The organism is Arthrobacter sp. zg-Y238 (genome assembly GCF_024385525.1).
Classification (GTDB): Bacteria; Actinomycetota; Actinomycetes; order Actinomycetales; family Micrococcaceae; genus Arthrobacter_B; species Arthrobacter_B jinronghuae.
Genome location: NZ_JANFLU010000005.1, coordinates 147,651 through 170,784 on the forward strand (window position 1 = coordinate 147,651; position 23,134 = coordinate 170,784).

At 67.5% G+C, this 23,134-nt stretch carries 17 protein-coding genes; 7 read left to right on the forward strand and 10 right to left on the reverse strand.

What is annotated here, in order from left to right; all coding sequences use genetic code 11:
• Positions 1–32: 32 nt before the first annotated feature.
• The 4 genes from NNX38_RS05735 to NNX38_RS05750 all read right to left on the reverse strand — a co-directional run bounded on the left by NNX38_RS05735 (position 33) and on the right by NNX38_RS05750 (position 3,743).
• Positions 33–872: a MetQ/NlpA family ABC transporter substrate-binding protein gene (locus tag NNX38_RS05735; RefSeq protein ID WP_255797129.1), complete on the reverse strand. Its 840-nt coding sequence runs from the start codon at positions 870–872 to the stop codon at positions 33–35.
• A gap of 124 nt (positions 873–996) precedes the next feature.
• Positions 997–1,785 (reverse strand): methionine ABC transporter permease, encoded by a 789-nt coding sequence (locus tag NNX38_RS05740; protein ID WP_255797130.1) that lies wholly within the window; start codon positions 1,783–1,785, stop codon positions 997–999.
• Complete coding sequence (locus NNX38_RS05745; RefSeq protein WP_255797131.1) at positions 1,782–2,762, reverse strand: methionine ABC transporter ATP-binding protein; 981 nt, start codon at positions 2,760–2,762, stop codon at positions 1,782–1,784. The genes NNX38_RS05740 and NNX38_RS05745 overlap by 4 nt, the downstream gene beginning before the upstream one ends.
• A gap of 258 nt (positions 2,763–3,020) precedes the next feature.
• Positions 3,021–3,743, reverse strand: coding sequence for a 3'-5' exonuclease (locus NNX38_RS05750; protein ID WP_255797132.1), 723 nt, complete (start codon positions 3,741–3,743; stop codon positions 3,021–3,023).
• A gap of 75 nt (positions 3,744–3,818) precedes the next feature.
• Here NNX38_RS05750 and NNX38_RS05755 point away from each other — a divergent pair, with 75 nt between their 5' ends.
• The 3 genes from NNX38_RS05755 to NNX38_RS05765 are packed head-to-tail and all read left to right on the forward strand — an operon-like array spanning position 3,819 to position 11,138.
• Positions 3,819–4,286, forward strand: a complete 468-nt coding sequence (locus NNX38_RS05755; RefSeq protein WP_255797133.1) for an MGMT family protein — start codon at positions 3,819–3,821, stop codon at positions 4,284–4,286.
• Complete coding sequence (locus NNX38_RS05760; protein ID WP_255797134.1) at positions 4,276–7,608, forward strand: ATP-dependent DNA helicase; 3,333 nt, start codon at positions 4,276–4,278, stop codon at positions 7,606–7,608. Before NNX38_RS05755 ends, NNX38_RS05760 begins: the two co-directional genes overlap by 11 nt.
• Positions 7,605–11,138 (forward strand): ATP-dependent DNA helicase, encoded by a 3,534-nt coding sequence (locus NNX38_RS05765; protein ID WP_255797135.1) that lies wholly within the window; start codon positions 7,605–7,607, stop codon positions 11,136–11,138. Before NNX38_RS05760 ends, NNX38_RS05765 begins: the two co-directional genes overlap by 4 nt.
• Before the next feature lie 43 nt (positions 11,139–11,181).
• Here NNX38_RS05765 and NNX38_RS05770 read toward each other — a convergent pair whose 3' ends face one another.
• The 4 genes from NNX38_RS05770 to NNX38_RS05785 all read right to left on the reverse strand — a co-directional run bounded on the left by NNX38_RS05770 (position 11,182) and on the right by NNX38_RS05785 (position 14,752).
• Positions 11,182–11,871 (reverse strand): hypothetical protein, encoded by a 690-nt coding sequence (locus NNX38_RS05770; protein WP_255797136.1) that lies wholly within the window; start codon positions 11,869–11,871, stop codon positions 11,182–11,184.
• Positions 11,868–12,812 carry an ABC transporter ATP-binding protein gene (locus NNX38_RS05775; RefSeq protein WP_255797137.1) on the reverse strand — a complete coding sequence of 315 codons (945 nt, stop codon included), beginning with the start codon at positions 12,810–12,812 and terminating at the stop codon, positions 11,868–11,870. The genes NNX38_RS05770 and NNX38_RS05775 overlap by 4 nt, the downstream gene beginning before the upstream one ends.
• Positions 12,809–13,189, reverse strand: coding sequence for a GntR family transcriptional regulator (locus tag NNX38_RS05780; protein ID WP_227918398.1), 381 nt, complete (start codon positions 13,187–13,189; stop codon positions 12,809–12,811). Before NNX38_RS05780 ends, NNX38_RS05775 begins: the two co-directional genes overlap by 4 nt.
• 174 nt (positions 13,190–13,363) lie before the next feature.
• On the reverse strand, positions 13,364–14,752 hold the full coding sequence (locus NNX38_RS05785; protein WP_255797138.1) for a phosphotransferase: 1,389 nt from the start codon (positions 14,750–14,752) through the stop codon (positions 13,364–13,366).
• 142 nt (positions 14,753–14,894) lie between these two features.
• Here NNX38_RS05785 and nudC point away from each other — a divergent pair, with 142 nt between their 5' ends.
• Together nudC and NNX38_RS05795 are read left to right on the forward strand one after the other, a co-directional pair.
• Entirely contained in the window at positions 14,895–15,857 is a 963-nt protein-coding gene (gene nudC / locus NNX38_RS05790) for an NAD(+) diphosphatase (RefSeq protein WP_255797140.1), read from the forward strand.
• Positions 15,854–17,980 carry an ATP-dependent DNA helicase UvrD2 gene (locus tag NNX38_RS05795; RefSeq protein WP_255797141.1) on the forward strand — a complete coding sequence of 709 codons (2,127 nt, stop codon included), beginning with the start codon at positions 15,854–15,856 and terminating at the stop codon, positions 17,978–17,980. The genes nudC and NNX38_RS05795 overlap by 4 nt, the downstream gene beginning before the upstream one ends.
• A gap of 21 nt (positions 17,981–18,001) precedes the next feature.
• On the opposite strand, the gene NNX38_RS05800 is transcribed toward NNX38_RS05795, so the two are convergent.
• Positions 18,002–19,108, reverse strand: coding sequence for a ThiF family adenylyltransferase (locus NNX38_RS05800; RefSeq protein ID WP_255797142.1), 1,107 nt, complete (start codon positions 19,106–19,108; stop codon positions 18,002–18,004).
• Positions 19,109–19,277: 169 nt separating this feature from the next.
• On the opposite strand from NNX38_RS05800, the gene NNX38_RS05805 reads away from it, so the two are divergent.
• Positions 19,278–19,856: a M48 family metallopeptidase gene (locus NNX38_RS05805; RefSeq protein WP_255797143.1), complete on the forward strand. Its 579-nt coding sequence runs from the start codon at positions 19,278–19,280 to the stop codon at positions 19,854–19,856.
• A 101-nt stretch (positions 19,857–19,957) separates the two neighbouring features.
• Here the strand turns inward: NNX38_RS05805 and NNX38_RS05810 are convergent, their stop codons facing one another.
• Positions 19,958–21,451, reverse strand: coding sequence for a zinc-dependent metalloprotease (locus tag NNX38_RS05810; protein ID WP_255797144.1), 1,494 nt, complete (start codon positions 21,449–21,451; stop codon positions 19,958–19,960).
• A 265-nt stretch (positions 21,452–21,716) separates the two neighbouring features.
• On the opposite strand from NNX38_RS05810, the gene NNX38_RS05815 reads away from it, so the two are divergent.
• Positions 21,717–22,925 carry a PDZ domain-containing protein gene (locus tag NNX38_RS05815; RefSeq protein WP_255797145.1) on the forward strand — a complete coding sequence of 403 codons (1,209 nt, stop codon included), beginning with the start codon at positions 21,717–21,719 and terminating at the stop codon, positions 22,923–22,925.
• The last annotated feature ends 209 nt before the right edge of the window (positions 22,926–23,134 follow it).

A 23,134-nucleotide genomic window follows, 5' to 3' on the forward strand; every position in this document is an offset into this window, starting at 1 on the left:
ACGGGAAGTGCGGGGTTTTTCGTTGTCCCGCTCTAGAAAGCAGCAGTCACGTCGCCGTTCGGCCAGGTCTCTTCGATGAAGGCCTTGGTTTCGGGGGAGTGGAGCAGTTCCTCGAGCTTGTCGATCCGTGCGTCCTTGTTGCCGGTCTTCCAGACCAGGAAGTTGGCGTACGGGTTGTCCTCGGCGGATTCCACCAGCAGGGCGTCGTCGGTGTTCAGCCCGGCTTCGAGGATGTAGTTGCCGTTGATGATGGCCAGGTCCACGGTGGGATCACTGAGGTCGTTGACCAGCAGTTCCGGCTGGTTTTCCTGGAAGTCCAGGTCCTTGGGATTCTGTTCCTCGGTCAGGGTCAGCACGGAGGAATCGTCCGCGATGTCCTTCACAAGTCCGGCTTCCTCAAGCATCTTCAGGGCGCGGGCCTGGTTCGAGGGGTCGTTGGTGACCATCACCCGGGCGCCCTCCTTGATGGTGGAGACGTCCTCATGCTTCTCCGAGAACGCGGCGTAGGGCTCTACATGGATTCCGGCGCCGTGCTCGAACTCGTAGCCCTGGCTCTCCATCTGGGATTCCAGGTAGGGCAGGTGCTGGTAGAAGTTGACGTCGCTGTCGCCGTCGTTCAGGGAGATGTTCGGCGTGACGTAGTCGTCAAACTCCTGGATCTCGAGTTCCAGGCCGGTGTCCTCGGCGAGGTTGTCCCGGACAAATTCGAGGATCCGGGCGTGCGGCGTGGGGCTGGCGCCCACGGTCAGGGTGACCGGGTTTGCGGGATCAAGGCTGTCCACGGAGCTGGAGGCGGAATCGGATCCGCCGCAAGCCGTCAGCGCCAGGGCAGTGGCCACACCGGTGGCAACGAGGGTAAGTGCTTTACGCATCTAGTGCGTTCCTTTCACGTGACCCGGGAAGCGGTGCTTCGCCGTCCGGGGAAGGTGCAGCTAGCGGCTACTGGCTGCAGATCCGGCTGGTCCGGGCAGAGCCCGGACCAGCCGAAGACTGAAACTAGACAGTGGTCCTGTCGGGTTCCCGGGCGGAGCCGGCGGGTGCGGCGGCGGGGCTGATGCCTTCTGCCGCGGCAGCCGGGCGGCTGCGCCGTCCGGTACCTGACGCGGACCGGTGGTCGACCCGGCGCGAGGCGAAGTCGCCGGCCAGCTGGATGATCTGTACGAGGGCCACGATGATGATGATCGTGACCACCATGACCTGGGTGTCGAAGCGCTGGACGCCGTAGTTGTAGGCCAGCCGGCCGAGGCCGCCGCCGCCGACGATGCCGGCCATGGCGGAGTAGCCCACGAGGGTCACCAGCGTGGTGGTCAGGGCGGCGACGAGTCCCGGCAGGGCTTCGCGCAGCAGCACCTTGGTGACCACCTGCATCTTGGTTGAGCCCATCACCAGGGCTGCATCGATCTTGCCGCCGGAGACGTCGCGGAGCGCGTTTTCCACCAGCCGTGCAAAGAACGGGATGGTGGCGATGCTCAGCGATACGGAGGCGGCCACCGGCCCGATCGAGGTCCCGGTGATGAGGCGTGCCAGCGGAATCAGGGTGACCATGAGGATGGCGAACGGTACCGACCGGGTGATGTTGACGATGATGTCGCTGACAATCCGGTTGACGATCTTCATCGGGAGCAGGCCCCCGGGCGCGCTGACGTGCAGGAATACGCCCAGCGGCAGGCCGATCAGTAGGGTGAAGAACCCGGCGATGCCGACCATCTGGAGGGTCTCCACCACGGCTTCGGGCAGTGCCTTGGTAATCCCGGGGTTGTCGAAGAGTCCGGTCAGGAAGTTCATGCTGCCACCTCCACGGTGACGCCCTGCAGGGCGAGGTATTCATGGACGGCGGCCATGTCGGTGTGCGTGTCCAGCTGGATGCGCAGCCGTCCGAAGCGGGTGCCGGCCAGCAGTTCGACGCTGCCGGCAAGGACGTTGACATCGGTGTCGAACCGGCGGGTGAGGGCGGAAAGCACCGGGTCCGAGGTGGTCTGGCCCGTGAACAGCAGTTCCAGGACCGGACCGCCGGGAGACGGCGGCGTCACGGGCAGCGGGATCAGCTGTTTGGCCAGCCGGCCGCGCAGGTCGGAGGCGACCTCGCGCAGCGGACCGTGTTCCACCACCCGTCCTGCCTCGAGCAGGGATACCGAATCGCAGATCCGCTTCACCACGTTCATCTCGTGCGTGATGATCAGCACCGTGAGGTCCAGGCGCCGGGTGAGGTCCGCGATCAGGTCCAGGATGTCGTCCGTGGTGCTGGGGTCCAGGGCCGACGTCGGCTCATCGCACAGGAGCACATCGGGATCGGAAGCCAGCGCCCGGGCGATGCCCACGCGCTGCTTCTGTCCGCCGGAAAGCTGGGCGGGGTACGCCCCGGCGCTGCCTTCGAGGCCCACGAGGGCCAGGAGCTCCTTCACCCGGGCATCGATGACGCTCTTCTTCGTGCCCACCAGCTCCAGCGGGTGGGCAATGTTGGCGGCGGCGGTGCGGGAGTCCATGAGGTTCGCGTGCTGGAACACCATGCCGATCCGGCGGCGGGCCGCGCGGATCTCGGAGTCCTTCACAGCGGTCAGCTCACGGCCGTCGATGGTGACCGAGCCCGACGTCGGCCGGTCCAGCAGGGTCAGGCAGCGGACCAGGGTGGACTTCCCGGCACCGGAGTGGCCGATGATCCCGTGGATCGAACCCTTGGGCACGCTCAGGCTCACGCCGTCCAGTGCAGTGACCATGCGGTCACCCTGCCGGTAGACCTTGCGAAGGTCGGTAACTGTGATCATTCGTCCTCGTCATATGCGTTCAATGGCCGGACCGGAGCATGGGAAAAGGGGCACGGTTCTGTGCCGTGCCCAAATGCCGGCTGTGCGGAGGGTGCCTGCCAATCTCGTGGCGCGAGACGGTACGCGCGCGTAAGAACGCGGGTACGCCTGGGGCGCCATCAGCGCCAAACACAGTTACCAGTATCGCATGTTGGCTGCCGCGCTCCGGCCAAAGTGACGGCCCGTGAAGAGCTGTCCGGACCCGCGGGCCCTAACGGATCAGGCCGGGTCCAGGACCGACCCGGGCTCGTGGTCCGGCGCGGCACGGAACGGCCAGCTGCCGTCGATCACGGCTTCCGGCTCGCGGCGCCGCAGGTATTCCTGGAAGCTGGCAGCCTGGCCTGCGGCCCAGCTGACCTGGGACTCGTGCAGGGTGCGCGCATCGCACTGCAGCTCCGGATACTTCTCGGCCATGACTGCTGCCACGGACAGGGTGGCCGCGACGTCGGCCGCTGAGGTGTGCGCGTTTTCGAACCCCACGCCGTAGTGCTCGGCCATGGCGGTGAGGGTGCGCTTGCCGCGGCGGAACCGGTCCACCTGCTTGTCCAGGATGTACGGGTCGATCACGGGAACCGGATGGGGGACCGCCAGTCCGAAGCGTTCGCATTCACGGGCCAGGACCGTGAAGTCGTAGCAGGCGTTGAAGGCCAGGACCGGAATGCCGGCTGCGAACATGCCGGCCAGCACCTCGGCCACCTCGGCCGTCACGGCGGCCGGGTTCCCGCCCTCCGCCTGGGCGCGTTCATTGGTGATGCCGTGGATGGCTGCCGCCTCGGCCGGGATCGGAATCTCGGGGCAGGCTATCCACTCGTGGTGCTGCAGGGTTTCGCCCCGGCCGTTGACCAGGATGATGGATGCGGTGACGATCCGCGCGGTCTGCGGGTCCCGGCCAGTGGTCTCCAGATCGAAGGCCGCCCGGGGAAGTTCATGCCAGCTGTTCATGCCTCAAACCTATCGGGGAGCGCTGACATTCCCGGGATTGGCCGCCGCCCGGCCGGCGTCGGTACCCTACTGCTTATGCGCAGGGACTACGCCGACGCGGTGCTGGCTGTGGCCGATCTCATACCGCCCGGACGCGTGCTCTCCTATGGCGACATCGCCGAACTGCTCGCCGCCGGCGGACCGCGGCAGGTGGGCGCCGTAATGTCCGCGCGCGGCTCCGAGGTGTGCTGGTGGCGGGTCCTGCGATCGTCGGGACAACCGCCGCGCAGCCATGAAGGGCGCGCCTGGGAACACTACCGGCTTGAGGGCACCCCGGTGCGCGGGACGGCGGACGACGACGGCGCGGGTTACCGGGTGCGTATCGAAGCCGCCCGCTGGCAGCCCGACGAGGCGGAGTGGGACCGCCTGGACAGCCTCCGGACCGGCCTGCAGAACGCCCTGCGGACCGCCTCGGAGGTTCCGGACCCCACCGGGCAGCAAACACCGGGGCGCCGATATCAGGAATGTCGGAGGGACATGATGAAGTGGAACCATGAGCGTTGAACTCCAACTCGTCGGGCCGGCTGCAAGCGCGTTGTCCGCGCCCCGGCTCAGCGCGGACCAGCAGGCCGTGGTGGACCTGCCGACGGGCAGCGGACCCGTCCTCGTCCTCGGAGCGCCGGGAACCGGCAAGTCCACCGTCCTGGTGGAAGCCGCCGTCGCACGGATTGAACGAGACGGGCTTGACCCTTCCCATCTGCTGATGCTGGCCCCTTCAAGGCTTGCCGCTGCCGGCCTGCGGGACGCGCTCTCGGCGCGGCTGCAGGGAACCCTGAGCACCGCACCCGCCCGCACCTGGGCCTCCTACGCCTTCGACCTCATCCGGCGCGCCAAGACCGAAGGCCGCCTGCCCTACATCACGCGGGCTCCGAAGCTGCTCTCCGGCGCCGAACAGGATGTCATCATCAAGGAACTGCTGGCCGGGCACGGACAGCACGGGGTGCCGGAACTGCCTTGGCCGGACAGCCTGGACCTTGCCCTCGGCACCCGCGGCTTCCGGCAGGAAATCCGCCAGCTCTTCGACCGCGTCATTGAATACGGCATCTCCGCCGAGGAACTGCGCGAACTGGGACAGCGGCACGGCCGTCCGGACTGGGTGGCCGCCGCGGAACTCTACGCCGAGTACCGGGACGTCCTGGACCTGCGCATGCCGGAGTCCTTTGATCCGGCTGGCATCATCACTTCAGCCCTGAACATCCTGCACTCCGATCCGGAATTCCTGGCCGCCGAGCGGGAACGCCAGCAGCTGGTGCTGGTGGATGACCTGCAGGAGGCCAACCCGGCCATCCACAGCCTTTACGCGCTGCTGGCCGGCACGGGGGATTCCATCGCCGCGGCCTGCCCCGACACCGTGGTGCAGGGCTTCCGCGGCGCCCGCCCGGACCTGGTGGGCCAGCTGGGCAGGCGTTTTGACGGACACCTCCAGACCCGCGTCCTGACCACCTCGCACCGGCTGACCGGTTCGCTGGCCGGAGCCTGGACCCGGACGGCTTCACGGATTTCCGTGGTCGGCTCCCTGCCGTCCTACCGCACTGCCGTGGCCGACGCCCGGTTCATCGGGAGGCTGCCGGTCAATGCTCCAGCCGACGGCGGCCCCGCCGACGCACCGGGCTCTGAAACACCGGGGCCCGACGCACCGGGAGCCGGAGTACAGGAATCCGGCGCTGCTCCGGTGGCGGGCACAGCCGAGGCCCACGTAGTGGACACTCCCATGCATGAGCAGCGTTACGTGGCGCAGCGGATCCTCGAAGCCCAGCTCCTGCAGGGCCGTTCGCTTGAGGACATCGCCGTCATTGTCCGGACCGGCGCCCAGCTGGCTGCCCTCCAGCGCTACCTCACCGGGCAGGGGATCGAAGTCAAGGTTCCCGTCGCCGAGCGGGCGGTCCGTGATGAAGCCGCCGTCCGCCCGCTGCTGGACGCGTTCGCCGTCGTACTGGATCCGGACCTGCTTACCCCCGAGCTGGCAGTGTCACTGCTGACCTCGCGCATCGGCGGCGCCAGCACGCTGGAACTGCGCCGGCTGCGGCAGGCACTGCGCCGGGAAGAGCGCAGCGCCGGCGGCGGACGGACCAGCGACGTGCTGCTGGTGGAGTCGCTGCTGGACCCGGAATCCGAATCCGGCCGGGCCCTTGCGGGACTGAGCTGGGACGCCCGCCCGGCCGCCCAGCGTATTTCCGCCATGCTGTCCGCAGGCCGGGCAGCCGCGAAGGAGCCGGGAGCGACGGCGGAGACCGTCCTATGGGCTCTGTGGTCCGTTTCCGGCTGGTCCAAGCGCTGGGCGGAAACGGCATTGTCCGGAGGCCCGGGTGCCTCCCGCGCGGACCGGGACCTGGACGCGATCATGGCCCTGTTCCAGACTGCAGAACGCTATGTCGACCAGCTGCCCGGCTCCACCCCGGCCCAGTTCCTGGATTACCTCACCAGTTCCGAGCTGCCCATGGATACGCTGGCCGCGCGCGCCCAGCGCAGGGAGGCAGTGGAGCTGCTCACCCCGGCCAGCGCTGCCGGCCGCGAATGGCCGATGGTGATAGTCGCCGGCATCCAGCAGGACGTGTGGCCCAACCTGCGCCTGCGCGGTGAACTGCTGGGCAGCGGCGAGCTGGTGGCGGCAGTCGAGCACGGCGACAATTTCCGGGCGCACCGCAGCCCGCTGACGCTGATGCAGTCCATCCGCTTCGACGAGCTGCGCAGCTTCTCCACCGCCATTTCGCGTGCCCGCGAAGTGCTGATCTGCACGGCGGTTTCCTCCGAAGACGAGCAGCCCTCCGCCTTCCTGGACCTGGTGGCACCGCTGGAGCCGGGGGCGGAAAAACGGCAGCGCACCGAAGTCCTGCGTCCGTACACGCTGCGCTCGCTGGTGGCGGAACTGCGCCGTTACGCCCAGCAGCCCGGGGAGGACCGGGACGCAGCTGCCGAAGCCGTCCATCATCTGGGGACCATGCTGAACCACCCCGTGCGGGTCCCTGGAGCCCATCCCGAGCAGTGGTGGGGGCTCGCCCCGCTGTCCAGCACCGCTCCCATCCTGCCCCCGGATGCGCGGATCCCGGTCTCGCCCTCCAAGGTCGACGCCGTGCTGAAATCGCCCCTGAGCTGGTTCGTCTCCGCTGCGGGCGGCGAGCAGGCCACCGACTTCGCCCGCTCCCTGGGCACGCTGGTGCATTCCATCGCGCAGGACATGCCCGACGCCGCCGGCAGCGAGTATGTGCAGGAGCTGCAGAAACGCTGGCCGTCCCTGGGCATGAAGGACAACTGGGAGGGGCAGATGGACTACCAGCGGGCCGAAACCATGGTCCGCAAGCTCGCCGAATACGTCATCACCATGCGCCGCAGCGGCCGGTCCCTCGTGGCCGTCGAAAAGGACTTCGAGGTGGAGCTGCCGGTGGAGATCGACGGCGCCGTCCGCACCGCCCTGCTGCGCGGCCAGATTGACCGGCTGGAAGTCGATGCCGACGGCCGGCTGTTCATCGTGGACCTGAAGACCGGCAAGTCCGCGCCGAAGAAGGACGACCTGCAGGGGCATCCGCAGCTGGCCGCCTACCAGGAGGCCGTGCGCGAAGGTGCGCTGCCGGACGCCCCGGCGGTGCCCGGCGGAGCCGCCCTGGTGCAGCTCGGCACCACGAACAAGGGTGTTTCCGTCCAGGAGCAGCAGCCACTGGACCCCGAGGACACCACGGCACGCGACATGGTCCGCGACGCGGCGGCCCTGATGTCCGCGGCGTTCTTCGAAACCGTCCACGACCCCGGCCGCAGCGGCTTTGGCGGCAACGGCTGCCGGCTGCCCGAAATCTGTCCCATCTGTGCTGAAGGAAAGCAGGTCACCGAGTGAGTGCGCCCGTAACGGTACCGGGGGAGCTGCCGGAAGCGGCGCCCGTCCCGAAGTACTCCGCCCGGGAACTGGCGGAACTGCTGCACACTGACCCGAACTCGCCGGTGCAGTACCCCACCGAGGACCAGATCGGGATCATCGAGGGCCCCCTCGAACCCCTGCTGGTCATTGCCGGGGCGGGCTCGGGCAAAACCAAGACGATGGCGGACCGGGTGGTCTGGCTGGTGGCCAACGAACTGGTCCGGCCCGAGGAGATCCTTGGGGTCACCTTCACCCGCAAGGCGGCCGGTGAGCTGGCCTCCCGCATCCGCGCGCGCCTGAACCTGCTCTACCACCAGCTCGACGCCGGACCCGGCGGAGCAGCGGATCCGGACACCGCCGGCGGCGGCGAGGAACGGATGGAGCCGAGTGTCTCCACCTACCATTCCTACGCGAACGGCATCGTGAACGACTACGGCCTGCGGATCGGCGTCGAGCGCGATTCCGTGATGCTTGGCGGCGCGCAGTCGTGGCAACTGGCCAATGAAGTGGTGGAAGCCTATTCCGGGGACTACGAACACTTCACCGCAGCCAAGTCCACCCTGGTCGGCGCGGTGCTGCAGATGGCCGGCGAATGCTCCGAACATCTGCGGACTCCGGCCGGGGTCCGTGCCGAACTCGAAGCGCACGTAGCCGCCGTCTCGGCCCTGCCGTATCAGTTCGGCAAGCCGAAGGAACCCACCCAGGCAGCCAGGAAGCTGATCAACCGCCTCCGCACGCGCATCTCCGTAACCGAACTGGTGGAAGCGTACCGGCAGGCCAAGGCGGAGCGCCGGCAGCTGGACTTCGGCGACCTCGTGGAACTGGCCGCCCGGATTGCCGCCACTATCCCCGAAGCCGTGGAAATGGAGCGCGCCAAGTTCAAGGTGGTGCTGCTGGACGAGTTCCAGGACACCTCGCACGCCCAGATGGTGCTGTTCTCGAACCTGTTCGGCGACGGCCGCTCCGTTACCGCCGTGGGGGATCCGCATCAGTCCATTTACGGGTTCCGCGGGGCTTCCGCGGGCCAGCTGGGCACCTTCCGGGAGAAGTTCCCGCTGTTCACCGACAACGGGCGGGAGCTCGCACCGCTGGCTAACCTGTCCGTGGCCTGGCGGAACTCCACCTCCGTGCTGGCGGCCGCCAACACCGTCTCCACCCCGCTCAACGGGGTTGCCCCGTGGCTTAAGCACCAGCGCCTGCCGCACGTACCCGAGCTGCAGGCCAAGCCCAACGCCCCCGTAGGCGAGGTGTACCTGGGCCGCTACCTCTGCGATGTCTCGGTGGAACCCGGCAAGGGCACCCCGGAACGGATCCTGGGTGAAGCAGAGGCCGTAGCGGAGCAGGTGGCGTTCCACCGCAGCAGGATCTTCGAACGGGACGAGCGCAACCAGCCGGTGCGGCCCACCGTGGCGGTGCTGTGCCGCGGACGCAAGCAGTTCGACCCCATCCGCAAGGAACTGGAGCAGCGGGGGATTCCGGTGCAGATTGTCGGACTGGGCGGTCTGCTGTCCACTCCGGAAGTGGTGGACCTGCTCGCTGTCCTGCGGGTTTTGGGCGACCCGGGACGCTCCGATTCGATGCTGCGGATCCTGGCCGGAGCACGGTGGCGGATTGGACCGGCGGACCTCATGGCACTGGCGGACTGGTCCCGACACCTGGTCCGCGTCCGTGAACGGGCCGTCCGGGTTGCCGACGCCGCCGATATCCACGGCCCGGACGAAGGTCCGGACCTCGTGGTGGAGGCGGACCTGGTGGAGGCCGGCAGCCTCGTGGAAGCCGTGGACTCCCTGCCGCGTCCCGGCTGGGTGTCCAATGCCGGACGCTCCCTCTCCGAGGAGGGGCTGAAGCGCCTGACACAGCTGCGGAACGAGCTCCGGGACCTGCGCGGTTTTGTCGGCGAGGACCTGACCACGCTGATCGGGGAAGTGGAACGCCGGATCCTGCTCGACATCGAGGTCGCGGCCAAGCCAGGCGTGACCCTGCACGAGTCCCGGCGGAACCTGGACGCCTTCATCGACGCCGCAGCCACCTTCAGCTCATCCGCCGAACGGGTGGATCTGGCCGCGTTCCTCGCGTGGCTGGAAGCGGCCAACTCCGAGGAAAACGGTCTGCCCGTGACGCCGCTTGAGCCGAGCCGGGAAGCGGTCCAGCTCCTCACGGTCCACGCGTCCAAGGGCCTGGAATGGGACATCGTGGTGGTTCCGGGCCTGAACGAAGCCTCGTTCCCCAGTGACAAGGATTCGCGCTGGAGCAGCGGAGATGCCGCCATCCCGTGGACCCTGCGCGGCGACAGCCTGGACCTGCCGCAGTGGGACTGGGAACAGGTGGACCAGAAGTCCTGGCTGGAAAGCGAAAAGCTCTTCAGCGAAGACGCCAAGGGCCACGCGGAACGTGAGGAACGCCGGCTTGCCTACGTGGCGTTCACCCGCGCCAAGTCCGTGCTGATCTGCACCGCCTCCGCCTGGGGCGGGGGACGGTCCAAACCGCTGGCACCCTCGCGGTACCTGCAGGACCTCTATGACCTGGAGCAGTCCGGCGCCTCCGGCTACCGGCTGCTGAACTGGGTTATGCCCGAAGATGACGGGACGGAAAATCCGGCCAACGCCGAGGCGGAGCGGGCAGTATGGCCGGTTGATCCCCTTGGACCGCGCCGGCAGGCAATGGAAGCCGCGGCGGAAGCCGTGCTGGAATCTGCCGGACGCCGGGCGGCGAGGACTGTGCGGCAGGCGGATGACCGGGGTGAGGAAGACGCTCTGGGCCAGAGGGAAGAAGGTCTGCCCGAGCGGGATTCCGCGCCCGCTGACACCGCCGCTGGGTCCCCGGCCGGGCGTTGGAGCCGCGAAACGGAACTGGTGCTGGCCCGGCACCGTCCGCCGAACGAGGTGGTGCAGGTGGAACTTCCCGCCCACATTTCGGCATCCATGCTGGTGGACCTGAAGGACAACCCGGCGGAGGTCACCCGGCAGCTCCGCCGTCCGGTGCCGCGCCAACCGGGCATGGCCGCCCGCAAGGGCACCGCCTTCCACGCCTGGGTCGAGGAATTCTTCGGTTCCAGCGGCATGCTGGACATCGACGAATACCCCGGCGCCGCTGACGCCTACGTGGATGAGGCCTATCAGCTGGAGGACATGATTGCCACGTTCGAGGCCTCGGACTGGGCACAGCGGACGCCGGCCTTCATCGAGGTGCCGGTGGAAACCAAGGTGGACACCGTCGTCGTCCGCGGCCGGATCGACGCTGTGTTCCAGGATGCAGACGGCACCTGGGACCTCATCGACTGGAAGACGGGCGCGCCGCCGTCGTCGCAGAAGCTCGATGTGCGCTCCGTGCAGCTCGCCGTGTACCGGCTGGCGTGGGCGCGGCTCAAAGGGGTTCCGCTGGAGCAGGTACGGGCCGCCTTCTACTACGTGGCGGCCGACAAGCTGATCCGGCCGTACAACCTGGCCGGTGAAGACGAACTCGAGGAGATCATCCGGGAGGCAGCAAAAACCCCGTCCGCCGGGTACTGATTCGGCGGACGGGGTTCGGGGAGCTGGACCGGTTGGGGGCGGATCAGGGAACGGCGCGCCGAAGCGTCGCGTAGGACGTGAGGGCAAGCAGCGCACCGGCGGTGAGCAGCCAGCCGGCCAGGGAGAGCGGCGTCAGCTGCACTAGCCAGGCGCCGACGGAGGGCCAGGCCTCCCGCCAGGTGATCAGGGCGATGACTCCCAGCAGGACTGCGCCGGCGCCCACCAGTGCTGCCGTCAGTCCGACGGTCCGCCACCGCTTGTAAATGGTCGAGCTCCAGAAGCCAAGCAGGAACAGCAGGATGGCGACCGCGAAATAGAAGAGGATCTGGGTGTACCAGGCGCCCTCGGCGATCCACGGGATGGCGAAGATGGCGCCCTTCATGCCCCAGCCGTCGGTCGCCTGCTCCACCAGGCCCAGCACCCAGTACAGGACCGCGAGAGCCAGGGCGACCAGGGAGAACAATCCGATGGTGCCGATGTAGAAGGCGCGCCGGCTTACGCTGAGGGCCTGCGAGAAGGGGAAGAGCAGGGTCATGGCCTGGATTCCCAGAGCGAAGAAGTACCACATCACGGCCTGCCCGGAGCCGGAAATGACGTTCGAGGCGTCCCCCGGGATCATCGCGAAGATTGCCAGTGATATCAGCGTGGAGGCGACCAGGATGATCAGCGGAATCCACAGGTAGATCCATTTGTTGGTCAGCTGCATTCTCGCCACGGCTACTGCACGGTTCATCGAAACGCCTCCAAGCTGTCTGTTGCTGCAGCAGCGCCGGACGGCGGCTTCTCTGCGCCGTCAGCATGCAGCGTCTTGCGGACAATGAGTTGCTGCAGGGATACAGGTGTCAGCTGCAACCCAAGCTCGGCGGCTTCCCGACGCCCGGCGTCGTCGAGCCGGTACTCCACAGTGACCGAGACCAGGGACCCCAGGGATTCGCGGTGCAGCACCGGATACCCGGCGATGAAGGCCTCGACGACGTCCGCAGCGCCGGTGACGGTTACGGCGCTGCCCCTGATGTTCTCTGCGTCGTCATCCAGGACAATCCTGCCGCTGTCGATGACGATCACATGCTCCAGGAGAAGGGCGACCTCGTCGATCAGATGCGAGGAAAGCACGATGGTGCGCGGATGCTCTGCGAAGTCTTCGACCAGCCGGTCGTAGAAAATCTGCCGGGCCACGGCGTCGAGCCCCAGATAGGGCTCGTCAAAGAAAGTGATTTCCGCCCGCGAGGCCAGTCCGAGAATCACTCCGACGGCGGAAAGCTGGCCGCGGGAAAGTTTCTTCAACCGGCGCTTGACCGGGAGGCGGAATTCCTCCGCGAGCGAGGCGGCGAACCCGGCATCCCAGTTGGGATACAGCAGCCCGGCGGATGCAAAAGCGTTGGCTGCGGTGAAATCATCCGGGTACTTCTGCGATTCGCGGACGAAGCACAGCCGGCGCAGCACACGGTCATTTTCGAAGGGGTGTTCTCCGAAAACCCGTACCTCGCCGGAAGACTCAAAGCCCTGGGCCGTGAGGATGGACATCAGGGTGGTCTTGCCCGCCCCGTTGCGACCGAGCAGCCCGTAGATGCGGCCGCCGGAGATATCCAGGTCAACGTTGTCGAGTGCTAGCTGGTCCCGGTAACGGCGTGTGAGGTTCCGGGTTTCTATCACGTTCGTGGTGCCGGCATTCATGGCGCCATGCTCCCTTCGGTGTCGACGGCGCTGCGCTGAATCAATCCGGCGAGCTGGGTGCCGTCAATACCCAGCTTCCGCGCTTCGATTGTCAGTGGACGGACGTACTGCTCGTAGAACTGTTCCCGCCGCTTTTTGAGGACGGCTTCCCTGGCTCCGGGCGCCACGAACATGCCGATGCCCCTGCGCTTATAGAGGATCCCCTCATCCACGAGGAGATTGATGCCCTTGGCCGCCGTCGCCGGGTTGATCCGGTAGAAGGCTGCGAACTCATTGGTGGAAGGCACCTGGCTTTCCTCCTTGAGGGTTTCGTCAAGGATGTCGCCTTCGACGCGTTCGGCGATCTGTTGGAAGATCGGCCTGCTGTCATCTATCAAAGCGGCTCCCGTGGTTGGATCCCCGGGACCAAGTGCCCGGTTCGCTACTTACTTGGTTCATTACTGATGTAACTAACCTACGGCCGGAACCTGGACATGGCAAGCGGGTGATGAAAGAAAAAGGTGCCCCGCCGAAAATCGGCGGGGCACCGGAGTGCGGGGTGCGGAAACCGGTTACTTGTCCGGAACCGGAGTCAGCGGGAGGGCAGTGGTCTCGGTGCCCGGCTGACTGCTGTTTCCGTCGCGCGGGGCGCCGTCACCGGAAGCACCGTCCACAACAGGTTCGTTGCCGGTATCCGGATCGTTCCCGGAATCAGTGTCCACGCCGGAGGCGGCGGCTTCATCCGCTTCACCTTCCTGCTGTGTTCCCGCTGCGCGAGCCGTTACCGGCTCCGATTCGCCGGGTTCGTGGCCGTCCGTTGCGGCGTCGGCACTGTTTTCCGTGGCCGGCCCTGTTTCGGCACCAACTACCCGGCTGACGCTGCCGGTGTCCGGGGCGGCGTCGTCGGCGCCTGACGCCGTGGGGGCCGCCTCCGGAGCAATCGGGACAACGGTAACCTTGGCGGCAGCCGGCCGGACTGCCGCCGCGGCGGCTTCCGCCGCCCGGGCATCGGCAGCGCGGGCCTGGCTGTCGCGCCGGTCAGACGCTTCCTGCGCCAGTACGTCTTCTTCGAGGGTGCCGAGCATCTCCACGGCTTCGTCGACCATGGTGGAGTTCTCTGCGGCGACGCCGCGCACCAGCCACTGCGCCAGGGCGAATTCCGCAGACAATGCCGCCCGGCGGATCAGGTGCGGATCCTCGGGATCGTTGCTGGCTTCCAAGTAGGCGGCGTGCACGGTCTCGGTGAACCGGGGATCGTTGGCCGCGATCAGCCACGCGAAATCATCCGCCGGGTCGCCCACCCGGAGATCGGTCCAGCCGGTGACGGCGCTGACCCGTTCGCCGGTGAGCAGGATGTTGTCTTCATGCAGGTCGCCGTGGACCACGGTGGGCTTGAAACGCCAGAGCGAGACGTCTTCCAGCGCGTGCTCCCAGCGCCGCAGCAGTACGGCGGGGATCTTGCCGGTGGTGGCCGCCTGGTCCAGCTCATTCAGGCGACGCTGCCGGAACTCGTTCGCGCTGTAGCTCGGCAGGTCCGCGGAGGTAACCAGTTCCCGGGGGATGGCGTGGATCGCGGCCATGGCCCGGCCGATCTCCGCGGCCACGGAACTCCCGGCCGTCACCAGGGCATCAATGCTCCGGAGGGCGCCGGGAAGGTGGGAATAGACAAAAGTGCAGAGCTCGCCTTGGCGGACGGTGCCGGCAACGTAGGGCAGGGCGAACGGCAATTCGGCCCTCACCGCCGGGACGAAGGTGCGCAGGACCAGCAGTTCGGTCTCCAGGCGCATACTGGCCTCGAGATGTTTGGGGGACCGGACGCGCCACCTGCGCCCGGCGTCGTCAAGCAGCAGCGCCGCGTCAAAATCCGCAGCGTCGTCCGGGGAACCGGCAACGCCGGTAGGGGTCAGCCCTGGGACGGCAGCGCTGGCCATTGCAGCCAATTCCATGGGGGTCCGTTTCACATCTTCAACCGTATGGGCAGATGTGGTCCGAATAACCATTGCCGGGCGGCGAGTCGTCTAAACCGTGAGGAAAACCTCAGACCGGGCACGGCTCCACGGGCCAACTACAGTTTGGGGGGAGGGAGTCAGTACGGTAGGTGGTATGAGTATCCCGGCACCGGCAGCAGAAGCATCTCCATTGGGTTTATTACCGCTGGCGCGCACGGCCGTGGACCGGGGCTCCGAGCGCCGCGTGGCACCGGATCTCTTCGAAACCATCCGGGCCGACGGCGGCACCCGGGTCATGTACCTGGCCGGCGGCCGGACCCTCGTCCGCGACGGCGTCCTGGTGCTCTTTGAACCGCCGGCGGCGGGCTTTGGCGAGGATCCCGTCTATCTGGGCCGGACCCTTGAAGATGCGCAGGTGCCGCTGGGAACCGACGTCGTACTGGTGACCCTGCCCGAACCGGATGAAGCGCTCGCCGTGGAAGGCGCCGCCTGGGTGAGCCTGCGTGAAGCCGCAACGCATCTGGGTGCCCTGGACGCTGGACTGTTCGTCGAGGCAGCGTCCATCGCCAACTGGCACGCCGTGCACACCCACTGCCCCCGCTGCGGCGCACGGACTGTTCCGGAGCAGGGCGGCTGGGTCCGCCGATGTCCCGAGGACGGCAGCTCCCACTTCCCGCGCACCGACCCCGCCATCATCGTTGCCGTGGTTGACGAGCAGGACCGCATCCTGCTGGGTTCGGCGGCGGCCTGGCCGGGGAACCGGTATTCCACCCTCGCCGGTTTCGTTGAGCCCGGAGAATCACTGGAGGCCGCTGTCATCCGCGAGGTGGCTGAAGAGTCCAACGTGGTTGTCCACAGCCCGCAGTACCTCGGTTCGCAGCCGTGGCCGTTCCCGTGTTCACTGATGCTGGGCTTCACCGCCCGCGCCGAGAACGCAGAGGCGAAGGCCGACGGCGTCGAAATGTCCGATGTCCGCTGGTTCAGCCGGGCGGAACTCACCGATGCCGTGGCCAGCGGCGAAATCACCATTGCAGGCCCCATTTCCATCGCCCGGAACCTGATCGAGCGCTGGTACGGCGGCACCATTACCGAACCGGAGGCCAACGCCCGCGCATGAGCAGTGAATCACCCGAAGCACGAATCCTTGCAGGGCTCGACGACGAGCAGCGGGCGGTAGCCACCACCCTCACCGGTCCCCTCTGCGTCCTGGCAGGTGCCGGTACCGGTAAGACCCGTGCCATCACGCACCGGATGGCCTACGGCGTGGCCACCGGTGTCTACAAGCCGCAGCAGGTGCTGGCGGTGACCTTCACTGCGCGGGCCGCAGCGGAAATGCGGACCAGGCTCCGGGACCTCGGGGCCGGCGGCGTCCAGGCCCGGACATTCCACGCGGCCGCGCTGAAGCAGCTGCAGTACTTCTGGCCGCATACCGTGGGCGGAGCGATGCCCGGCCTGCTGGACCACAAGGCCCAAATCATCGCGGAAGCCGCGCGGCGCCTGAGGCTGTCCACCGACCGGGCCGCGATCCGCGACGTCGCCGCGGAAATCGAATGGGCGAAGGTGTCCATGCTTACCCCGGACAGCTACGTCCGGGCCGCCGGGGACCGGGAACCCCCCGCAGGCTTTGACCTGACGGCCATTTCGCGGATCTTCCAGTCCTACGAGGACGTAAAAGTGGACCGCAACATCATCGACTTCGAAGACGTCCTGCTCATCATGGTGGGGATCCTCCAGGAAGACGAGCGGGTGGCGGCCATGGTGCGGGACCAGTACCGGCACTTCGTGGTGGATGAGTACCAGGACGTTTCACCGCTGCAGCAGCGGCTCCTGGACCTGTGGCTGGGCGCCCGCAACGAACTGTGCGTGGTGGGCGATTCCAGCCAGACCATCTACTCCTTCACCGGCGCAACCCCGCGGCACCTGCTGGACTTCACCAAGCGGTTCCCCGGCGCCGACGTCGTCAAGCTGGTCCGCGATTACCGTTCCACGCCGCAGGTGGTCGGCCTGGCGAACCGGATCCTCGCAGCCCGCACGGCCGAGGGGGAGCGGAACCGGATGGCACCGGCCTGGCCCACGCCGCTGGAACTGGTGGCGCAGCGGCCGGCCGGCCCGGAACCGACGTTTACCGAATGCGCCGACGACGAAGCAGAAGCCGCGCACGTGGCCTCCTCCATCAAGGCACTGATCGAACAGGGCGTCCAGGCCAGCGAGATCGCCGTCCTCTTCCGTACCAACGGGCAGTCGCAAGCCTATGAGCAGGCGCTGGCGTCAGCCGGTATCGGCTACCAGCTGCGCGGCGGCGAGCGGTTCTTCGCCCGCCGGGAGGTCCGCGACGCAGTGCTGCAGCTCCGTGCGGCGTCCCGGTCCGTGGGTAACGAACCCGTGCCCCAGATGGTGCGGGACATCCTGGCTTCCCTGGGCTACACGTCCGAGGCGCCGGCAGGCGGCGGCGCCACGCGGGAGCGGTGGGAATCCCTGGCCGCGCTCGTGGCGCTCGCCGAAGAGCTGCAGGTCACCCGCACCCGTGACCCGGACAGTATCTTCACCATGCAGGACTTCGTGGCGGAACTGGAGGAACGCGCTGCGGCACAGCACGCACCCCGGGTCCAAGGGGTAACCCTGGCGTCCCTGCACTCCGCGAAGGGCCTGGAGTGGGACGCGGTGTTCCTGGTTGGACTGAGCGAAGGTTTGATGCCCATTTCCTTTGCCGACACCCCCGAAGCCGTCGACGAGGAACGCCGGCTGCTCTACGTGGGCATTACCCGTGCCCGGGAACACCTGGCGCTGTCCTGGTCCACCGCCCGGACACCGGGCGGACGCGCCAACCGGAAACCGTCACGGTTCCTGGACGGACTGCGTCCCCGCACGGAGCGGGATGCCGGACGGACGGCAGGACCGGCCAAGCAGACCCGGCGCAAGGTCACCGGACCGGCAAAGTGCCGCAGCTGCGGTGCCCTGCTGAACACCGGGGCCGAACGCAAGGTCGGGCGCTGCGGAGACTGCCCGGTGACCTATGAGGAAGCTACCTTCGACGCACTGCGGGAATGGCGCCGGGAAGCGGCCGCCGAAGCAGGCATCCCGGCCTTTGTGGTGTTCACAGACGCAACCTTGGTCGCCATAGCGGAAGACCGGCCGCCGTCGCTGAACCGGCTGGCCACCCTGCCCGGCGTCGGGCCGTCGAAACTGGAGCGCTACGGCGAGGCCGTACTGAAGGTGCTCGCGGAAAGCGCCGGAGCCTAGCCGCGGTTGCTTGGCAGCCGGCTATGCCACCCGGTTGCTGCTGCGTTGCAGGCGGCAGCCGCAGGCGGGGTGGTAGTCCAGTTTTCGCAGCTGCGGGTAACCGTCCGACGTCCGCAGCCGCAGGACCGCGGAGAACACTGCCGGTTGATTGATTCCATCCAGGAAGACCAGTGCCGCCATGGCCGCAGCCCCGGCGGCCAGGACCGACCCGGCCAATTCCTCGCCCGAGGGACCCGATGAGTCCGGCGTGCCCGCATGCCCCTGCCCGTCGGCTTTATCCTTGTCCGCCGCAAGGGCCTCCATTGCGGCGTACCACCCCGGATCGGTATCCGCGCGGTGCCGGTCCAGGCATTCAAGGCAGGGCGTGACGCCCGGAACCACCAACGGGCCGATATCCCATCCGCCTTCCTGGGCGGTCAGCACCATCCTGGGAACGCCATCGTCACCGTCCGGCAGATCCGGCTGCCGTCGGGGCCGGCTGGGCCCGGCTCCCACCGCACGGACGGTCACCGCCAGATCCACTGCCGGCGGGACCTGGCGGCTCCCGCCCGCCGCCATCGTCAGCACCTGAAGGGTGGGGTCCACCCGGAACAGGTGCCGTTTGACGGCAGCCGCCCGGTTCATGCCGATATCAGTCATGGCATAAGCCGTGCCGACGTCTGCCGGGCAGACCACCCCGGGGTCGGTGAGCAGCAGGGTGCCAATACCTGCGGAGGCAAGGGTCCGGGCCACCAGGGCGCCTGCACGCCCCAATCCATCCACCGAGACGGCTGCAGCGGCCCGCCGCCGGATCGATTCCTCACCGTTGACCCGATAAGCGGAGGAAAGACGCTGTGCGTCCGGGAGGAGCCGTTCCGAGCGCAGCGAGGGAATGGGGTCCGCGGTTCCCTCCTGCGGTACAAGCAGCGGGCCCAGGACCTGCAGGAGCGCCGCTGCGCGGTCCGGTGGAAGGGACAATCCAGCTGCGGCGGCCGCTTCGGCACCGTCCGGAACGCCTTGACGCAGTGCCCCCAGGAAAGCGATATCGGCGTCCTGGAGGTTGCGCAGCAGAAGCGATCCTGAGCCGATCCCCAGCTGCCGGGCTCCCGGTGAAATTTCCAGCACATGTATTCCAGGATTGATCCGCATGGCCTGCTCCCGTGGTCCGGTTCTTCCTGCCTGTTGTCCGCCCTTGCCCTCCGGGCTGCCGACACCGCCCGATCAACCGGGCTGCTGACCATGCTGGCACGGGGTTCACCGAGGTTCCGGGTTATCCACAGGCTGCAGGGCTGTCGGCGGCGACGGCTAGGCTTGGAATATGCCTTCCCCGCACCGGCCTGTTTCAATCCCGGCCACCACCAGCACCGGAATACCGATTCAGGTCCGTCGGTCCGCCCGGCGGAAGCGGACGGTCAACGCCGTCTTCCGTGACGGGGTGGCGCTGATTTCCATCCCTGCGCATTTCTCTGCTGCGCAGGAGGCGGAATGGGTGCGGCGGATGGTGGCGAGGCTGGAAGAGCGCGCAGCCGGCGTGCCGGATCCGGAAACCAGCGAGAACGAACTGATGCAGCGTGCCGCGGAACTATCCCGGACCTACCTCGCCGGACGTGCCCGCCCGCAGTCCGTCCGCTGGGTGAGCAACCAGAACTCGCGCTGGGGATCGGCCACGCCCGGCAGGGGCACCATCCGGCTCTCCGACAAGCTGCAGGGCATGCCGGAATGGGTCATCGACTACGTGCTGCTTCATGAACTCGCACACTTGCTGGTGCCCTCGCACGGTCCGGCGTTCTGGCGCCTGCTGGAAAGCTATCCGCAGACGGAGACCGCCAAGGCCTTTCTCTCCGGAGCAGCGTTCGCCAGTGCCCGCGGACTGAAGGGCGAGATGGGAGAGGACTAAGCACTCCTTAAACGCGGCTGCTCCAGAGGCTGTTGCCTCCGGAGCAGCCGGGGTGTGCCGGACACTAGGAGCAGCCGGACAATGCCGCTGCCCCCATCGGGTTAGCTGGCGCCGGGCTTGCCTTCGTCGCCGTTGTCGCCGTCGCCGTCGGCGTTGTCCCCGTCGGCCTTGCCGCCGTCGCCGTCGGTGCTTTCGGCTGCCGGCGTATCCGTTGCGGCTTCCCCGGAACCTTCTTCTTCAGAGCCCGATTTCTCGGCAGGCGTGTCGAATCCGCCGTCGAGGAGGCGCTTCAGGGCGGCGTCGACGTCGGAATCGGCCGCCTCGAGAAGCTCGCGACGCCGGCTGAAGCCCTTGGGATCGTCGAGGTCCTCGGAGGTCGGCAGGAGATCCGGGTGCTGCCAGATGGCGTCGCGGCCCTCAACGCCGCGTTCCTCCGTGAGATGCGCCCACAGTGCAGCGGCATCGCGCAGCCGCCGCGGCCGCAGCTCCAGGCCCACCAGGGAAGCGAACGTGTGTTCCGCGGGACCGCCGCTGGCGCGGCGGCGGCGGATCATTTCCCGAAGGGCACCCGCAGAGGGCAGGTTTACGGTGGCGGCGGCCGTGACCTCATCCACCCAGCCCTCCACCAGGGCCAGGGCGGTTTCCAGCCGTTCAAGGGCTGCGTCCTGGGCCGGCGTGCGCTGGGGCTGGAAGACTCCGCCGGACAGGGCAGCCTGAATGGACTCGGGATTGGACGGGTCAATCTCCCGGGCGGCTTCCTCGATCTTTGACATATCGATATGGATGCCGCGGGCATAGCTTTCGATGGTGCCGAAGAGGTGGGACGCCAGCCAGGGTGCCTGTGCGAAGAGGCGGGCGTGAGCTGCTTCCCGGACGGCAAGGTACAGGCGGATTTCCGCCTCCGGGATGTCCAGGCCTTCGCCGAAGGCCGCAACGTTGGCGGGCAGCAGTGCCATGGTTCCGGCGGCGAGCGGCAGGCCGACGTCGGTGGAACTCACCACTTCCTTGGACAGTGCCCCTACGGCCTGGCCGAGCTGGATGCCGAACATTGCTCCGCCCATGTTGGCGAGCATGGAGGACGCCCCGCCCATCATCGACTTCATTTCTTCGGGCATCTGCGTGGTGATGGCGTTGGAAAGTGCTTCTGAAATGCTCACCGCCACCGGTTCCGTCAGGCGGCGCCAGGAATCCATCGTGGCTTCAACCCACTCCGCCCGCGACCAGGCGCGGCCAAGGCTGGCGGTGGATGCGAAATCGGTGACGGGGTCCAGCCAGAGTTCGGCCAGGTGCAGTGCCTCGTCAACCTCGCGGGCCGCCGTCGGGCCGGTGGACGGGTCGCTGCCGGTTGCTGCCACCCGTCGGGCGTTGTCCTTGGCCAGTTGCCAGTTCACCGGACCGTCCGAGGAAGCGCTGAACATGGCCTGGACCTGCTGGAAGATCATCGCCATGGCGTTGGGGTCCGAGGGCAGCCCGGCCGCCTTCGCCAGCTCGGTAGGATCCATGCCGCCCGCACCGCCGGCGCCGAACAGGCGCGCGAGCATTTCGGACAGCGGATCCTGCGGGTTGTCCCCGCGGTCGGATGGATTGGAACTCATGGGATACCACCGGTCCTGTGGAAGAAGATAAAGCGGAAAAATACTGCGGAAGATGCTGTGTGCGATGCCCGGCACCTGCCGACCATATTCCCCTTACGCTACCCGCAGGGTCCAATCCCTGTCCTGCACAGGCCGATTTCGTTCGCTGTAGGCAAAGCCTGCCCTGCACGCTGCGGCCGGGGGCCGGGCGTAGGCTTGCAGGGTTGGCAGCCCGACCGCGGGCGCCGGCTATGTACACACACGAGCGCAGGAAAAGGTTGGTCAGTTGCGCCCCTCCCATGACGACAGCAGGACCGCGGCGCAGGGCCGGCCAGGCAATCCCGTACCCGGGCAGTCTCCCGTCCCGGCCCCGCAGCCGGACGGAAGCTATTCCGTCTATCCGTACCAGGGCCTGGGTGCGGGCCGCCCCGCACCGGCCAAACGCTCCGCCCGCTCCCGGGCCATGATCGCCTCCGGTGCGCTTGCCGGCGTCCTCGGCGCCGCCGGCCTGCTGCTGCCCGCCCAGTACGTGGTGGAGTCTCCGGGACCTACGTTCAACACGCTGGGCAGCGCCGGGGATGCGAAGATCATCGAAATCGAGGGGCGCCAGAGCTATCCGACGGAGGGGGAGCTGGATCTGACCACCGTCTACGTTTCCGGCGGCCCGAGCACCAACATCAGCATCTTCCAGGCCGTGGGAGGCTGGGCAAACAACGACGACGTCGTCTATCCCACCGAATTCCTCTACGCACCGGGAACCACCAGCGACGAGGTGGACGAGGAAAACGCCGCCGCCATGACGTCGTCCCAGGAATCCGCCGTCGCCGCCGCCCTGACGCAGCTGGATATCGGTTTCACGCAGGAACTGACCGTGGCAGCCGTGGTTGAAGGCTCGCCGGCCGAAGGCGTGCTGCAGACCGGAGACACCGTGGTTGCGGTGGGGGACACCCGGATCGACGGCATCGAGAGCCTGCGCGCAGTCCTGAACGACGGCGGCGGCTCGCCCGCGGAAATCACGGTACGGCGGGACGGGCAGGAAATAACCGAATCCGTGACGCCGCGGCAATCAGATTCCGGTACTTATCAGCTCGGCATCGAACTGGCGACCTCCTTCGAGTTCCCTTTCGAGGTCAGCATCGGTGAAACCCTGGAACGGGTCGGCGGTCCGTCTGCGGGGATGATGTTCGCCCTGGGGATCGTGGACCGGCTGACCCCGGAACCGCTGACCGGGGGTAAGCACTTCGCCGGAACCGGAACCATCGACGCGGCCGGGAACGTGGGCCCCATCGGCGGGATCCGGCAGAAACTGATCGGAGCATCCGACGCCGGTGCCGAGTATTTCCTTGCCCCTGCCGACAACTGCGGGGAAGTTGTCGGTCATATTCCGGAAGGCTTGGAGGTGGTGCGGGTTTCCACCCTGGACGAGGCTATCCAGGCGGTCGAGAAGCTCGCCGCCGGCGGGAATGCGGCAGACCTGCCTCAGTGCACCCCCTAGTAGTAGACGGCCCGCCCTAGTTACGATCGGGACAAGGTTGTTTGCGGCACCGGATCTGAGTGGCAGCCAAAGAGCAATCCAAGGCAGAATGATTTTACGGACGGCTTCCGGGTCAACCGGTGGGGAACAGGGCTGGAAAAACGACCCGAAAGCATTCCCGCCGGTGCATCCCGGAGAGGCCGCGAGCCGACGCACCGAACGATGAGGTA

Excerpts from the sequence above, each read along its gene's own strand:
- NNX38_RS05800 (WP_255797142.1), bottom strand. The coding sequence starts at position 19,108 with ATGCGGATCAATCCTGGAATACATGTGCTGGAAATTTCACCGGGAGCC.
- NNX38_RS05795 (WP_255797141.1), top strand. The coding sequence starts at position 15,854 with ATGAGCAGTGAATCACCCGAAGCACGAATCCTTGCAGGGCTCGACGAC.
- NNX38_RS05735 (WP_255797129.1), bottom strand. The coding sequence starts at position 872 with ATGCGTAAAGCACTTACCCTCGTTGCCACCGGTGTGGCCACTGCCCTG.
- NNX38_RS05805 (WP_255797143.1), top strand. The coding sequence starts at position 19,278 with ATGCCTTCCCCGCACCGGCCTGTTTCAATCCCGGCCACCACCAGCACC.
- nudC (WP_255797140.1), top strand. The coding sequence starts at position 14,895 with ATGAGTATCCCGGCACCGGCAGCAGAAGCATCTCCATTGGGTTTATTA.
- NNX38_RS05740 (WP_255797130.1), bottom strand. The coding sequence starts at position 1,785 with ATGAACTTCCTGACCGGACTCTTCGACAACCCCGGGATTACCAAGGCA.
- NNX38_RS05755 (WP_255797133.1), top strand. The coding sequence starts at position 3,819 with ATGCGCAGGGACTACGCCGACGCGGTGCTGGCTGTGGCCGATCTCATA.
- NNX38_RS05750 (WP_255797132.1), bottom strand. The coding sequence starts at position 3,743 with ATGAACAGCTGGCATGAACTTCCCCGGGCGGCCTTCGATCTGGAGACC.
- NNX38_RS05810 (WP_255797144.1), bottom strand. The coding sequence starts at position 21,451 with ATGAGTTCCAATCCATCCGACCGCGGGGACAACCCGCAGGATCCGCTG.
- NNX38_RS05760 (WP_255797134.1), top strand. The coding sequence starts at position 4,276 with ATGAGCGTTGAACTCCAACTCGTCGGGCCGGCTGCAAGCGCGTTGTCC.
- NNX38_RS05770 (WP_255797136.1), bottom strand. The coding sequence starts at position 11,871 with ATGAACCGTGCAGTAGCCGTGGCGAGAATGCAGCTGACCAACAAATGG.
- NNX38_RS05775 (WP_255797137.1), bottom strand. The coding sequence starts at position 12,812 with ATGAATGCCGGCACCACGAACGTGATAGAAACCCGGAACCTCACACGC.
- NNX38_RS05745 (WP_255797131.1), bottom strand. The coding sequence starts at position 2,762 with ATGATCACAGTTACCGACCTTCGCAAGGTCTACCGGCAGGGTGACCGC.